At 67.2% G+C, this 14,159-nt stretch carries 9 protein-coding genes; 3 read left to right on the forward strand and 6 right to left on the reverse strand.

Translation table 11 applies throughout. The features are described from left to right. The first annotated feature begins 78 nt into the window (after positions 1–78). Positions 79–1,389: a voltage-gated chloride channel family protein gene (locus AC0Z2B_RS27305; protein WP_476300793.1), complete on the forward strand. Its 1,311-nt coding sequence runs from the start codon at positions 79–81 to the stop codon at positions 1,387–1,389. Here the strand turns inward: AC0Z2B_RS27305 and AC0Z2B_RS27310 are convergent. The 6 genes from AC0Z2B_RS27310 to AC0Z2B_RS27335 are packed head-to-tail and all read right to left on the reverse strand — an operon-like array spanning position 1,340 to position 10,769. After that, on the reverse strand, positions 1,340–2,554 hold the full coding sequence (locus AC0Z2B_RS27310; protein WP_476300795.1) for a glycosyltransferase family protein: 1,215 nt from the start codon (positions 2,552–2,554) through the stop codon (positions 1,340–1,342). The two genes, AC0Z2B_RS27305 and AC0Z2B_RS27310, sit on opposite strands and share 50 nt — an antisense overlap. Then, positions 2,527–6,702 carry a glycosyltransferase gene (locus AC0Z2B_RS27315; protein ID WP_476300797.1) on the reverse strand — a complete coding sequence of 1,392 codons (4,176 nt, stop codon included), beginning with the start codon at positions 6,700–6,702 and terminating at the stop codon, positions 2,527–2,529. The genes AC0Z2B_RS27310 and AC0Z2B_RS27315 overlap by 28 nt, the downstream gene beginning before the upstream one ends. Beyond that, on the reverse strand, positions 6,695–7,381 hold the full coding sequence (locus tag AC0Z2B_RS27320; RefSeq protein WP_476300798.1) for a 2OG-Fe(II) oxygenase: 687 nt from the start codon (positions 7,379–7,381) through the stop codon (positions 6,695–6,697). The genes AC0Z2B_RS27315 and AC0Z2B_RS27320 overlap by 8 nt, the downstream gene beginning before the upstream one ends. After that, complete coding sequence (locus AC0Z2B_RS27325) at positions 7,368–8,693, reverse strand: polysaccharide pyruvyl transferase family protein (RefSeq protein WP_476300800.1); 1,326 nt, start codon at positions 8,691–8,693, stop codon at positions 7,368–7,370. The genes AC0Z2B_RS27320 and AC0Z2B_RS27325 overlap by 14 nt, the downstream gene beginning before the upstream one ends. Beyond that, positions 8,690–9,970, reverse strand: coding sequence for an ABC transporter ATP-binding protein (locus AC0Z2B_RS27330; RefSeq protein ID WP_476300802.1), 1,281 nt, complete (start codon positions 9,968–9,970; stop codon positions 8,690–8,692). Before AC0Z2B_RS27330 ends, AC0Z2B_RS27325 begins: the two co-directional genes overlap by 4 nt. Continuing rightward, on the reverse strand, positions 9,960–10,769 hold the full coding sequence (locus tag AC0Z2B_RS27335) for an ABC transporter permease (protein WP_476300804.1): 810 nt from the start codon (positions 10,767–10,769) through the stop codon (positions 9,960–9,962). Before AC0Z2B_RS27335 ends, AC0Z2B_RS27330 begins: the two co-directional genes overlap by 11 nt. Positions 10,770–11,092: 323 nt before the next feature. Between AC0Z2B_RS27335 and wecB the strand changes: the two genes are divergently transcribed. Continuing rightward, entirely contained in the window at positions 11,093–12,202 is a 1,110-nt protein-coding gene (gene wecB, locus AC0Z2B_RS27340; protein WP_476300806.1) for a non-hydrolyzing UDP-N-acetylglucosamine 2-epimerase, read from the forward strand. 205 nt (positions 12,203–12,407) lie between these two features. Continuing rightward, positions 12,408–14,147, forward strand: a complete 1,740-nt coding sequence (locus AC0Z2B_RS27345) for an ABC transporter permease subunit (protein WP_473002789.1) — start codon at positions 12,408–12,410, stop codon at positions 14,145–14,147. The last annotated feature ends 12 nt before the right edge of the window (positions 14,148–14,159 follow it).

Consider the following 14,159-nt stretch of genomic DNA (forward strand, 5'->3'; position numbering starts at 1 on the left):
GATCACAGGGGCTGTAGGCGTACGCGCAACAAATCCCTCCTGGTCAGGCACCTTCTTTTCCTTGTGGCTGACCCCTTCATGTCAAGATTCAAGCGTTTCGAACAACTGCAACTGCTGCCCTACCTGGGTAAATGGCTGCTGCTGGCAAGCCTGGTGGCCGTGCTGGCCGGCAGTGCCTCGGCGTTTTTCCTGTTTGCCCTGGACTACGTCACCGGCACCCGCGAAAGCCACCGCTGGCTGATCGCGTTGCTGCCCGTGGCCGGCTTCGTGGTGGGCTGGATCTACTACCGGCTGGGCAAGTCGGTGGAGGCGGGCAATAACCTGCTGATCGACGAGATTCATGACCCCAAGAACGTCGTGCCGCTGCGCATGGTGCCGCTGGTGCTGGGCGGCACCCTGGTGTCGCACCTGTTCGGCGCCTCGGTGGGCCGCGAGGGCACGGCGGTGCAGATGGGCGGGGCGCTGGCCGACCAACTCACGCACTTGCTGCGCCTGCGCCGCGAAGACCGGCGCATCATCCTCATGGCCGGTATTGCTGCAGGCTTTGCCTCGGTGTTCGGCACGCCGCTGGCCGGCGCGGTGTTCGGCCTGGAGGTGCTGGCCATCGGGCGTATGCGCTACGACGCCTTGTTCCCGTGCATGGTGGCGGCCATCGTCGCCGACCAGGTGGGCCTGCTGTGGGGCGTGCACCACGTGCACTATGCCATCGGCGAGATCGTCCCGGTGGGCGCCTGGAGCCTGGTGGCGGTGCTGATCGCCGGAGTGGTCTTCGGCCTCGCCGGGCTGCTGTTCGCCAGCGCCACCCACCGCCTGGGCGCGCTGGTGAAACGCCTGATCGGCTACCCGCCACTGCGGCCGTTCGTGGGCGGCATCGTCATTGCCCTGGCGGTGTGGGCGCTGGGGGCCTACGACTACATCGGGCTGGGCATTCCCGGCATTGTCCAGGCCTTCCAGGTGCCCGTGGCGCCGTGGGACTGGGCCGGCAAGCTGGTGTTCACCGTGGCGTCCCTGGGCTCGGGTTTCAAGGGCGGCGAAGTGACGCCACTGTTCTACATCGGCGCCACCCTGGGCAACGCCCTGGCACCGCTGCTGCACCTGCCGTTCGCGATGCTGGCGGGCATCGGTTTCGTCGCCGTGTTCGCCGGCGCCGCCAACACGCCGCTGGCGACCATCATCATGGCCATGGAGCTGTTCGGCGCCGACATCGGGCCGCTGGCAGCGGTGGCGTGCATCGCCAGCTACCTGGTGTCGGGGCACACAGGGATCTACAAGGCCCAGCGCGTGGGCCACAGCAAGCGGCGTGCCGGCGACCTGCCCGAGGACTTGCGCCTGGGCGAGCTCAAACAGTATCGAGCGACGCAGGCCGAGGCGCGCAAGCGTCAGCCGTAGCGGGCGCCCGCACGAACAACCGCGCCTGGGCAAAGCGCGTCGACCAGGCGTTGGCGGCGCGAAAGCGCTGCACGCTGGCCAGCGGCTCGCGGTAGCCCAGGGCACGCGCAAGCGTCGGCCCCAATGGCTGGGCAGGGTCGGCCAGAAACACGCCATCGGCCTTGGCGTGCTGGCGCATCTCACCAAACGCCGAACTGATGACCGGAATGCCCAAGGCCCGGTATTCGTAATATTTGATCGGGTCGACCGACTCGGTCAGCGTGTCGATCTTGAACGGGATCAGCCCCACGTCGAAGTCGCGCATGGCGCGCATGGCGTCGGTGTGGCTGCACTGCGGGCGCAGGTGAATGTTGGCGGGCAATGATGCTGGCACCTGGCCAAACACCGGGCCTATCAGGCGCACGCAGGCGTCGGGGCGCGCTTGGGCCAAGGCAATGACCAACGACCAGTCGAACCACTTGGCGATAGCCCCCACGTAACCGATGAGCGGTGCGGTGCCCGCGGCCCGCGCTGACCTGGAAGGTGCCAGCAGGCGCTCTGCAGCACAGGCATTGGCCACCCACTGTGGCGTTGCCCCCAACTGCTGGACGCGCTGCATCAGGGCGCTGGATGAGCACCAGACCCTGCGCGCCGCCAGCACCGTCTGCTGCTCGCGGCGGGCCATGGCCCATCGTGACCAGCCTTTGTAGAACAGCGACACGTCATCCATGGCGTCGTAGCAGTTGTCGCTCAGCAGCGGGCAGGCCATCAGTTGCAGGGCCAGATGCGAGGGCTTGCCCACTACCAGCAAGGCAGGCTGGCGGGCGAAGGCCTGCACGGCGCGTACTGTGCCTTGCCACAGCCAGCGGTTCAGCCAGGCGGACAGTGGCAGGGGTTCGATGGGCAATGCCAGCGGCTTGATCACCTGTAGCCAGGGCGGCACGGGCACGCGTGGCAGGGCGGCTTGGGGCGGGCCGAGCACGTCGTCCAGGTTGGGCAGGCGGGTGGGGTAGGGGTCTACCCATAGCACCTGCCCGCCGGTTTGCCGGTGGAAGCAGGCGACCATCTCGTGGGGCCGCTGGGTGACGCTCTGCCAGGCGATGGGCGCCAGGTAGACCAGGCGCTCGTGCAGCCCCGCAGGGTGCGCTTGCTCTGGTTTCAGGGGCGGTAGGTGTGCGGTTGCCATGGGCCCCACTTGGTTTCGTAGTGTTTGCGGTTGCGCTCGAACAGCGCCTGGCGCGCGGGCGCCTGCATGGCGTCGAACGAGGCGGACAGGTGGTGGTGGATGAAGGCGTCTTCGGCGCACACGCACCTCAGCCCGGCCTGTTCCACCCGGCGGCAGTAGTCATCGTCCTCGAAGAACCCCAGGCCGAAGATTTCGTCCAACGGGCCGAGGGTGTCGTAGGTGCTGCGCGGCATCATCACGGCGAAGAAGGCCAGGGTACGTAGGTCAAAGTGTTGCCCACAGTGGCCACGGGTGTAGCGCGCCGCCGCTTGCCGCAGGTCATCGCCGGGGGCCATGGGCAGGGTGATTCTTGCCTCGTTGCCGATGTTGTCGGTCACCGGCCCGATCAGGCCGATGCCCGGGTCGCGGCGCAGGTGCTGTTGCAGGGTGCGCAGGGCACCGGGCATCACCTGGGTGTCATTGTTGAGCAGCATCAGGTAAGCGCCGCGGGCTAAGGCCAGGCCCTGGTTGTTGGCGGCAGAGAAGCCGCGGTTGTCCGGGTTGAGCACGATTTGCCGGCCCTGGCCCTGGGCAGCCCACTGGCTGAGGTAGGCCGGTGTGTCGTCGCTGGAGGCGTTGTCCACCACTATCACCTCCAGCACCGCGTCGTCGCCCTCCAGGCTGGCCAGGCACTGGCGGGTGAGCGCCAGGTTGTTGTAGGTCACCACGATCACGCTCAGGCTGGGCTGGTGGGTGGCCGCCTGCACTGCCTGCACCAGCGTCTGGGCGCGATGCCCCCAGGTCTGCTGGCGGGCAAAAGCCTGGCGTGCGGCCTGGGCCTGGGGCAGGTCGGGGGTGCCCAGCACGGCGTGGATGGCCGCCAGGTACTCGGGGATTTGCCGTGCAGTGCTGACGTGGCCGGCAAACTGCTGCAGCTCCGGCAGGTCGGTGGCCACCACCGGCTTGCCGGCGCTCAGGTATTCGTAGACTTTTACCGGGTTGGTGGCCAGCGTCAGCGGGATGACCTGGAACGGCAGCAGGCACACGTCGAAGGCATGCAGGTAATAGGGCAACTGCGCGTACGGCACCTCGCCAGTGAACACCACGTTGGCGAGGCCACGCAGGTGCGCCGCGGCGTTCACGGTGTCGGCGCCCACCAGCAGGATGCAGCAGTCGTGGAAATGCTCGGCGATGGCCGCCACCACCGCCAGGTCGAACCACTCGGCGATGGCGCCGTAGTAGCCGATGATGCGCCGCTGGCCGGGGTCCTGGTAACGCTGGGCGGGTACCTGGGCGAAGTAATCATAGTCGGCGGCGTTGCGCACCACGCACGTTTGCCGGGCCTGGCCGGCCCAGGCCTGCTCCAGCCAGGTCGAGGTGAACAGCGTCAGGTCGGCGCTGGCCAGCAGGGCTTTTTCCATGGCCAGCAGGTGGGCGTTGTCGTTGCCGAAGCCTTCGTGGTTGTCCATGCAGTCATAGACCAGGCAATGGTCGGGCAGGGCCTGGGCCACTCCGGTCCAGAAGGGGTGGTTGACCAGCGACACGCAGGCCTGGCCGTCGGCCCATTGCAGCAGCTGCCCCAGGCCCTGGTGCAGTTGCCGCAGGTGCGCCGCGCTGGCGGCGTCGCGGTAGATGTTCGGCGCGCGGCGGGCGAAGAGCTTGATCTGCAACAGGCGGCCCTGGGTGTCCAGGGCCTCGGCCTGGAAGCCGGGCTCGTCGCGGTCCAGCAGCTCGCTGGACACGTAGAACACCCGGTGGCCCTGGCTGGCCAGCACCTTGGCCAGCTGCTGCGGGCGCTGGTGGCGGAAGTGCCAGTCGATCACGCCCCACACGAAGTAGTCGGGGCTGCCCGCCACGGCCGCGGCCAGCGCCGGCAGGCCGGCCGGCGGCGTGCGGGCTTCCAGCACCTGGCGCACCGGGCGCAATGCGGGCTTTACCAGGCGCCGGTAGAGGGTGCCGAGGCGATAGCGGGCGCTGGGCGAGAGCGGCAAGCGATAATAGAACTGGCGCAACAGTTGCCGGGGCCGCGGGGGCGGTAGCAGGGGCTCGGCCGCCGACGGGCCGGCGGGCTCGGCGCCACGCGGCCGGTGCGCCTGCCAGGCGCCCCATTTGCTTTCGAAGTAAGCCTGGTTGCGATCCCACAAGGCCTGGTATTGGCCCGTGACGATTAGCTGCTTGAAGGTGGCCTGGCCGTAATGGTGGATGTAGGCGTTTTCCACGCACACCGTGCGCAGCCCGGCGGCCTGCACGCGGCGGCTGTAGTCGTCGTCCTCGAACAGGCCGATGCCGAACTGCTCGTCCAGTTCGCCCACCTGCTCGAACACGTCGCGGCGCATGGCCACGCAGAACATCGCCAGCATGGGAATGTCGAAACTGGCGTTGGCCTGGGCGGCCTGGTGGCGGTCGGCGAAAGCTTGTAGCTGGGCGATGTCGGTGTAGTCCACCGCAACCCTGGCTTCATTGCCGACGTTGTTGGTGACCGGCCCCACCAGGCCCACGGTGGGGTCCTGCAGGCGCCGCAGCAGCGGTTTGAGCCAGCCGCGCGGCACCACGGTGTCGTTGTTGAGCAACAACAGGACCTGGCCGTCGGCTCGGCGCAAGCCCTGGTTGTTGGCAGCGGCGAAGCCACGATTGTCAGGGTTGAGGATCACCTCCAGGCCCGGCATGCGTTCGCGCAGGGCCGCCAGGTAGGTGGGGGTGGCATCCTGGGAGCCATTGTCGACCACGATCACCTGCAACGCCGGCCAGTGGCTGTTGCGCGCCACGCTGTCCAGGCACTGGGCGGTCAGGGCCAGGTTGCCGTGGGTGACGATGATGACCGACACCTTCGGCGCCTGCACCTGCATGGTTTGTTCGCACGCCAGGCGGCGCTGCTGCCAGGTGTTGTCCCGTGCCAGGGCCACCCGCGGGGCGCGACGGCTGGCGGGTTCTTCCAGCGCGCGGGCGATCTGTTCGACGAAGGCCGGGGCGTCGCTGGCGAAATAGACGTGCTCGCTATAATGGCGAATCTCCTCCAGCGGCACGCTAACCACCGGCTTGCCAGCGCTGAGGTATTCGTACAGCTTCACCGGGTCCACGGCGTGGGTCACGTTGTAGAGCCGGAAGGGAATCAGGCACACGTCGAAGTGGTGCAGGTACAGCGGCATCTGCGCGTAGGGCCGGGGGCCTTCCAGCCTGACGTTGGGCAACTGGTCGAGGCCGCCCAGGTCATCGACGAACACATCGCCCACCAGCACGAAGGTCCAGTCGGGGCGCTGGCGCGCTACCTCGGCCAGCAGGCCGAAGTCGAACCAGGCCGCGAGTGCGCCGTAGTAGCCGATCACCGGGCCAGGGAAGGCCGGCAGCAGGGTGTTGGGCTGGCAATGCTGCTGGAAGAAGTCGAAGTCCACGCCGTTGCGCACCAGGGTGCAGGCCTGGGCACGACCCTGCCACTTTTCCAGCAGCAGGCGCGCCGAGACGCAGGTCAAGTCGGCAGCCGTGACCAGGTGTTGTTCAGCGGCCAGCAATTGTGGGCCGATATTGGGGAAACCATCCCAGTCGTCCATGCAGTCATAGGCCACCGGCCAACCGAGGCCCAGCACCAAGGGCGTCCAGTAGGCCAGGTGCACCACCGCCCAGGCGTGGCTGATCTGCTGGTCGGCGTACAGCGCTTGCAGGGCCGCGCGCAAGTGGCCACACAGCGCCGCGTCCGGCAGTTGGGTGTAATAGTCGTGGGGCACGGGGCAGTCCAGGCGCACCTGGGTCACGTTGGTGCGCGGGTGTTCGAGCACGTAGGGCTGGCCCCGCAGGTCTTCGGTAGAGGGCACGATGTAGAACACCCGCCAGCCGTTGTCGGCAAACTGCGCCATCAACTGCTGGGGGCGCTGGTAGCGCGCCTCCCAGCGGATGTTGGCGAAGCACAGCAGGGTTGGCTGGACCGCGCGCCCGGGGTGCCTGGCGAGGCGTTGGCTGGCAGCGGCCGTCAACGGGTTGCGCACGGGTAGCTCAGGGTACCGCCAGACACCATGGCGCACCCGTCGCGACACGGCGCGCAGCGGTTCGCCCAGGCGCCAGGTGCGGCTGCCCAGCAGGTTCTCGACCTGGGCGCGGGCGGCATCGCGCTCACTGCGCGCCAACTCGAGTTCGGCCTCGAGGATTTCCAGGGAAACAGGCGGGTGTTGCTCAGCCATGGTGGTACTCGTGCAGGGGGCTTGGGTCGTTTTCCGGCCACATGGAGCTCAGCGAACCGGGCCGGTAGAAGGTCACGGTCATGCTGCGCCGCGAATGGCTGCAGCCCTCCACCACGGGCGACACGGCGTGCCAGGATTCATCGGAACGCACCAGCACCGCCGAGTTGCCCACCCGTGGCTCGATGACCGCGCTTACCGCGTTGATGTCCTTGCTGCGCAGGATATTCAGGCAGCCGCCGTCGGCACGCTCCCAGGTGGCGTTGAAGTAGAGAATGTGGGTAACCACCTTGTCGCCCAGGTCGGGGTGGGCGCCCAGGCTGGCGCCGGGCCCATAGTGGAAGACGTTGACCTCCATGGGCGCATTGCCCAGGTCGCGGCCGGTCAAGTGCGACAGCGCCGCGCGGTAGGCGGGTGAGCCCAGGTCACGGGCCAGCGCTTGCCACGCCTCGCTCAGGTGCTCGGCGTGGGCGATGGCGTCGCTGCCCATGGGCTTGAGCGCCCGGGCCTCGTATTCGTAGTCTTTTTCACCGCCGTAACCTTTCACGGTCTTGAAGTGATCGCGCGGGAAGGTCAGGGCCAGGGCCTCGGCGTCGTGCGCGGCAAACAGGCGATCGATCTGCGCCCAGGCGTAGGGCTGGGCGTTGAGTTCGGCAGTGCGGATGCGGTCAATATTGAGCATGGGTCCCCCGATTTTTCCGTAGGTGTCTGAGTGCACGGGCAATGGCGCGCAGGGGCGCGGTCAGGCGCAACGACCTGGACCCCTGCAGGTGGCGGACCCTGGCTTCACTGTGGGCCAGCTGAGCTCGCAAGCTGGCCACGGTGGCCTGGCTCGGGTCTTCGAGTAGGTTGGGCAGGTCTTGCCACAGCGCGGCAAGGGCCGGCGCCGGGCGGCTACGACCCTGGCGCAGCAGGTGCGCCACGTGGTCCCAGTAGCGGTCCAGCGCCTGCATGGCCGCCTGGGCCTGGGCGCTGGGGCGGGTTTTGCCGCAGCGCGCCAGGAACCAGGCGGCCGTCGGTGCCTGCCCGGGCCCCAGCGCATGCAGGCCCGGGTAGGGCGCCAGGGCGGTGTACTTGCCGCCGGCAAGGTCGGCCAGGCAGAACACCGGCACGCCAAAGGCCAGGCCGGTGATCGCCAGGTGGTAGCTGTAGCCGATCAGCGCCTGGGCGTTGCCCAGTATCTCGGCCAGCAACAGCGGCTCGGGCCAATGCGGCAGGCGGATGGCCTGGGGCAGCCTCGCGGCCAGCAGCGCCGAGTCATCGTCCAGCACCGGGCCGATGGGAATCAGCACGACCTGCAGGTGGGCGAAGGCCTGGGGGTCGCTTTCCAGCAGGCGAACATAGGGCTCGGCCAGCGTCAGTGCGTGGATGACGATGTAGCGCGGGCCCAGGCCCACCTCGGCGCATAGCTGGCTGAAGGCGGCGCTGGGCTGCTCGATGCCCAGCGCCCGGGGCAGGGCGAACGCGGTGTCGGGCAGCACCTCGATGGCGGCGTCGGGGCATACGCCCTGCAGTGCATCGCGCGACAGCGCATCGCGTACCCGCACGCAGGCGCTGTGCGCCAGGGCCACGCGCAGCAGCGGCGCGGCCCAGTCAGGGATGGGGTTGCAGTGCATGCCCGGGGCGTTCCACACCACCGGGATACCCAGTTGCAGCGCAATCAGCGCCGGGGTCAGCCAGTAGCCGGTGGGGTGGTGGATGCCGGGGTGGGGCGGCAGGTAGTCGGGCGCCACCAGCTTGTCGAAGCGGATCAGGAAGCCGCCACCAATCAGCAGCCCGTCCAGCGAGCTGGCCAACGCCGGCAGGTCGCTGAGCGAGGTCACAGCAAAGGGCCAGGTTTGCGCATCACGGGCGTGGTAGGACAGGCGGTGCAGCTGGATCGGGCCCAGGCGCCGGCGCAGCTCGGCCTCGGCCAGCAGCGGGAACAGCAGGTCGCCGTAGTTCTGCACGTCGAAGGTGCCGACGATGGCGATGTGGCGGATCGCTTCAGTCACAGGGGGGTTACCTCGTCCAGACGCTTACTGTCGGTGCTCGCGCCGTCGTGGCCCTGCAGCCCCAGGTCGACCACGCCGAGAAAATGCTTGTCGTTGGGCAGCACGTCGAAGGCCAGCAGGCCGACCTGTTTCTCGATCAGTTGCGAGCTGTCTTCGGTGACGCCGTTCATCAATTTCAGGGTGATGTGGTAGCGCCCCGGCCCCAGGCGCGCCGGGAAGCGCACGCTTAGGCTGGCCGGGTACCAGCCGTCTTCCTCGGGGCCAGCGCGCAGGGCAAAATTGGCACCGCCGATCACCAGCAGTCGCGCTTCCTGAATAGTCACGCTGAGGTTGGGCCGCGCCACGCTGGCGCGCAGCCGTGCCTGCACCTGAAGCTCGATCTCGTCGCCGTGGCGGTAGCTGCAGAACAACTGCCCGGTCACGGTGAAACAGGCCGCGCTGATGTGGCCCTCGTCGGTGCCGAAGGCCATGCCGTCGCGGGTGTCGAGAAAGGCCTTGCGCGTGACCGGCGTGCCCCCGCCGCTGGCCCAGCGCCGTTGCTCGTCGCGCATGTCCAGCAGGTACAACTCGGCCATCTCCTCGGCCGGCCCGCTGGCCAGCAGCTGGCCGTCGCGCAGGTAATACACGCGCTGGCAGAAGCGCTTGACCATGCTCATGTCGTGGGACACGAACAGCAGGGTGGCGCCGCTGGCGGTCAGGCTTTCCAGGCGGTTGAGGCACTTGAACTGGAAGGAGGCGTCGCCCACCGACAAGGCCTCGTCGATGATCAGGATGTCGGGCTCCACGCACACCGACACGGCGAAGGCCAGGCGCACCAGCATGCCGCTGGAGTAGGTCTTGGTGGGCTGGTGGATGAACTCGCCAATGTTGGCGAAGGCGCAGATTTCCTCGTAGCGCGCATCGATCTGCGCACGGCTGAGGCCCAGCACCGCAGCGTTCATGTAGACGTTCTCGCGGCCGGTGAACTCGGGGTTGAAGCCCGAGCCCAGCTCCAGCAGCGCCGCCACCCGGCCCTGGCGGCGCACGCTGCCGCTGGTGGCCGTGAGGGTGCCGCACAGCAGCTGCAGCAGGGTCGACTTGCCGCTGCCGTTGCGGCCAATGATGCCCACCGTCTCGCCGCGACGAATCTGCAGCGACACCTGGTGCAGCGCATGGAACTCGCGGTAGAAGCGCTTGCGGTTGCGCAGCAGCAATTGCAGCAGGCGATGGCTGGGGCGGTCGTAGATCTGGTAGCACTTGCTCAGTGCCTGGGCGTCGATCAGCAGTTCAGAGGACATCGGCAAACGCCTTGCGGGTTTTCTGGAACCACAGGAAGCCCAACCAGGCCACGGCCGTGCACGCCAGCAGTTCAATGCACCAGCTTTGCAGGCTGGGCAACCGGCCCTGGATCAGCACGGCCCGTGCCTGGTCGATGAACAGCGCCATGGGGTTGAGGAACAGCCAGTGCTGCCAGCTGCCGGGCAGGGCGGAAGGCGGGTAGAAAATCGCCGAGACGAACATCAGCGCGGTGGTCAGCACCCCAGTCAGTTGGCCGATGTCGCGCAGGAACACCCCCAGCGAGCTGAGGGCCCAGCACAGGCCTTGGGTCAACAGCACCAGCGGCAGTAACAGCACCGGCAGGGCCAGCGCCGTCAGCGGTGGCCAACCGGCCACGCACAGGTGGAACAGCAGCCACACGGCCAGGCCCGCGACGGTATGGAACAGCGCCGCGCCGAGGCTGACCCACGGCAGGATCTCCAGCGGGAACAGCACTTTCTTCACGTAGTTGGCGTTGCCCACCACCAGCCCGGGGGCGGCGTTGACGCACTCGGCAAACAGGTTGAACACCAGGAAGCCGGCGAACACGATCAGGGCGAAGTTGGCGTTGGAGTCGCTGCCCTGCCAGCGCGCCTTGAACAGGGCGCTGAACACCAGCGTATAGATAGACAACAGGAAGATGGGGTGGAGCACCGACCACAAGGTGCCGGCGATGGAGCCGCGATAGCGGCCGCTGACCTGGCGCCTGATCATGGCCACCAGCAATTCGCGGTGCCGCCATGGGCTGCTGAACATCCCTGCCTGCAACTCTTCAATCATTGAAGCCGACCCTTTGGAGCATGCGTCCCGCACACATGGCCGGCATGTTAACCGAGCCGCAGGGCTGCGCAAGTGCGTTGCATCAATAATAGAATAGATACTTAAATGTATCTATTTGGATACTAAATTAGGCAAAATGGCGACATATTCGACGAAGAAGCCGGTCATGAAATATTTTGTATAAAATTCAGTGGGTTGAGCGAAAAATTGCACCTTGGCAACACGCTGGTGGCTGGCGTCGGCCGTGGCGGGGCAATTGACGCAGTGGCCGGGTCTGGCATCCTGCGGGGTGCAGATGGCATAGGGATATGACGGTGAACAGGATGAGGCACAAGGTAGTCTGCGTGATCGGTACGCGCCCGGAGGCCATCAAGATGGCGCCGGTGATCAACCAATTGAAGCAACATCCACAGTTCGACTGCCGCGTGGTGGCCACCGCCCAGCACCGGGGGCTGCTGGACCAGGTGCTGGCGCTGTTCGACATCCAGCCCGATATCGACCTGGACATCATGCAGCCCAACCAGACCCTGGCCAGCCTCAACGCCCGGCTGCTGCTGGAGCTGGACCGGGTGTTGCGAGACGAGGCCCCCGACGTGGTGCTGGCCCAGGGTGACACCACCACGGTGCTGAGCGCCGCCATGGCCAGCTTCTACCAGCGCATTCCGTTCGGCCACATCGAGGCCGGGCTGCGCACCTTCGACCTCGACAGCCCGTTTCCCGAGGAGGCCAACCGGCTGATGGCCAGCCGCCTGGCGCGCTGGCACTTCGCGCCCACCGACGGTGCGGTGGCCAACCTTGTGGCCGAGGGGGTGGACCGGGCGGCCATCACCCTGACCGGCAACACGGTGATCGACGCCTTGCTGGCCGTCAGCGCTCGCCAACCAACCCTCGACGTCAAGTTGGCCCCGGGGGCGCGGATGATTTTGGTGACGGCCCACCGCCGGGAAAACTTTGGTGCGCCCATCGTGGCGATCTGCACGGCGCTCAAACTGCTGGCCGAGCGCAATGCCGACCTGCAGTTCCTGTACCCGGTGCACCCCAACCCCAACGTGCGCGACGTGGCCTACGGCATGCTCGCCGACTGCCCGAACATTGTGCTGTGCGACCCGCTCGACTACGCCTCGTTCGTGGCCGCCATGCAGCGTGCCTACCTGATCATCAGCGACTCGGGCGGTGTGCAGGAGGAGGCGCCAGCGCTGGGCCGGCCGGTGCTGGTGCTGCGCGAGGACACCGAGCGGCCGGAGGCGGTGGCCTGCGGCGTGGTGAAACTGGTGGGCACCGACACCCAGCACCTGGTGGAGCAGGTGCAACGGCTGCTGGACGACCGCCAGGCCTACGTCGCCATGGCCCGCGGCGTGTCGCCCTACGGTGATGGCCACAGCGCCGCGCGCATTGTCGAGGTGCTGGCGGCGAGCCTGGCAGGGCAGGGGTAGCGCAGGGGTAGCGCCGAACCTGAACGAACGGCAAACGTGACGCTTATTTTACGCCATTGTAACAATCACCTACCTATACTCCGCGTCGACGGCGCCCGCCCGGCGCCGCGCCGACATTATTTTACCAACCCCTGATCTTGTGCTGTGCTGTAACGGTCCGCGTGGCCGTGCGGCGTGCGCGCAGGTTAATGCCGGAACTTGCCCTATGAACAAGGTACTGCGTCACTACATTCCGGCGTCGACGCTACGGTTGCTGCCCAACCGCTGGGACCTCATGGCCCTGCCACTGGTGGTGGGCTTCCTGCTGTTCTTCTCCATTGGCGCCCACCAGACCTGGGCACCGATCTCCACCCTGCAGACCCAGGTGATTTCCCTGGACCCGGCCGACCTGCCCGAGTACGCCGTGCGCACCACCTTGCGCATGCTCGCGGCCATGGCCGCGTCGCTGGTGTTCACCTTGATCTATGGCACCCTGGCGGCCAAGAGCCGGCGTGCGGAGAAGCTGCTGGTGCCGGTGCTGGACATCCTCCAGTCGGTGCCGGTGCTGGGCTATATCTCGTTCACCGTGACCTTCTTCCTGCTGCTGTTCCCCGGCCGGGTGCTGGGCGCCGAGTGCGCGGCGATCTTTGCGATCTTCACCAGCCAGGCGTGGAACATGACGTTCAGCTTCTACCAGTCGCTGCGCATGGTGCCCAACGACCTGGCCGAGGTGGCCAGCAACATGCAGCTGTCGGCCTGGCAGCGCTTCTGGAAGCTGGACGTGCCGTTCGCCATTCCGGGGCTGGTGTGGAACATGATGATGAGCATGTCCGGCGGCTGGTTCTTCGTGGTGGCGTCCGAGGCGATCACCGTGGGTGACAAGACCATCACCCTGCCGGGCGTGGGCGCGTACCTGGCCACCGCCATCCTGCAGCAGGACCTCAAGGCCGTGGGCTACGTGATTTTGGCCATGGTGGTGGTGATCCTGCTGTACGACCAGTTCCTGTTCCGCCCGCTGGTGGCCTGGGCCGACAAGTTCCGCATGGAAAACACCGCCTCCCAGGCCGGCGCGCCGGAGTCCTGGGTGCTCAACCTGATCCAGCGCACGCGCCTGGTACAGCGCATGCTGCGGCCCGTCACCCGCACCATCGGCCGCCTGGGCAACCGCCGCTTCAGCCTGCCGCGCCGCCAGCGCCGGGCCAGCGTCAACCCGGCCGCGTCGCGGCTGGTGGACTGGGTGTGGAACCTGGCCATCGGCGCGCTGACCCTGTATGCGCTGTGGCACATCGTCGAGTACGTGGGCAGTGAAGTGGGCCTGGATGAATGCCTGCACGTGGTGGGCCTGGGCCTGATTACCTTGCTACGGGTGCTGTTGCTGATCGTCGTGGCGTCGCTGATCTGGGTGCCGCTGGGGGTGATGATCGGCCTGCGGCCCAAGTGGGCGGAGAAGGTCCAGCCGCTGGCGCAGTTCCTCGCGGCGTTCCCGGCCAACCTGCTGTTCCCGGTGTTCGTCATCGTCATTTTGCGCTACCAGTTGAACCCGGACGTGTGGCTGAGCCCGCTGATCGTGCTGGGCACCCAGTGGTACATCCTGTTCAACGTCATCGCCGGCGCCAGTGCCTTCCCCAACGATTTCCGCGAGGCGGCGGCGAACTTCCGCATCCGCGGCTGGCAGTGGTGGCGCACGGTGATGCTGCCCGGGATTTTCCCCTATTACGTGACCGGCGCGATCACCGCGTCGGGCGGTGCCTGGAACGCCAGCATCGTTTCCGAATTCGTCGCCTGGGGCCAGGACAAGGTCGTGGCCCACGGGCTGGGCGCTTATATCGCGCAAACCACGGCAGACGGCGACTTCCCCAAGATCACCCTGGGGGTGGTGGTGATGTCGCTGTTCGTGGTGCTGTTCAACCGGGTGGTGTGGCGCCCGATGTACGCCATGGCTGAAAACAAGCTGCGCATGAATTGAATGGGGAACCGT

Source organism: Pseudomonas sp. GYB4201 (genome assembly GCF_056312595.1).

What these genes read in the sequence shown, in the direction of transcription:
- AC0Z2B_RS27305 (WP_476300793.1), top strand. Translation starts at nt 79, where the DNA reads ATGTCAAGATTCAAGCGTTTCGAACAACTGCAACTGCTGCCCTACCTG.
- AC0Z2B_RS27310 (WP_476300795.1), bottom strand. Translation starts at nt 2,554, where the DNA reads ATGGCAACCGCACACCTACCGCCCCTGAAACCAGAGCAAGCGCACCCT.
- AC0Z2B_RS27315 (WP_476300797.1), bottom strand. Translation starts at nt 6,702, where the DNA reads ATGGCTGAGCAACACCCGCCTGTTTCCCTGGAAATCCTCGAGGCCGAA.
- AC0Z2B_RS27320 (WP_476300798.1), bottom strand. Translation starts at nt 7,381, where the DNA reads ATGCTCAATATTGACCGCATCCGCACTGCCGAACTCAACGCCCAGCCC.
- AC0Z2B_RS27330 (WP_476300802.1), bottom strand. Translation starts at nt 9,970, where the DNA reads ATGTCCTCTGAACTGCTGATCGACGCCCAGGCACTGAGCAAGTGCTAC.
- AC0Z2B_RS27335 (WP_476300804.1), bottom strand. Translation starts at nt 10,769, where the DNA reads ATGATTGAAGAGTTGCAGGCAGGGATGTTCAGCAGCCCATGGCGGCAC.
- wecB (WP_476300806.1), top strand. Translation starts at nt 11,093, where the DNA reads ATGAGGCACAAGGTAGTCTGCGTGATCGGTACGCGCCCGGAGGCCATC.
- AC0Z2B_RS27345 (WP_473002789.1), top strand. Translation starts at nt 12,408, where the DNA reads ATGAACAAGGTACTGCGTCACTACATTCCGGCGTCGACGCTACGGTTG.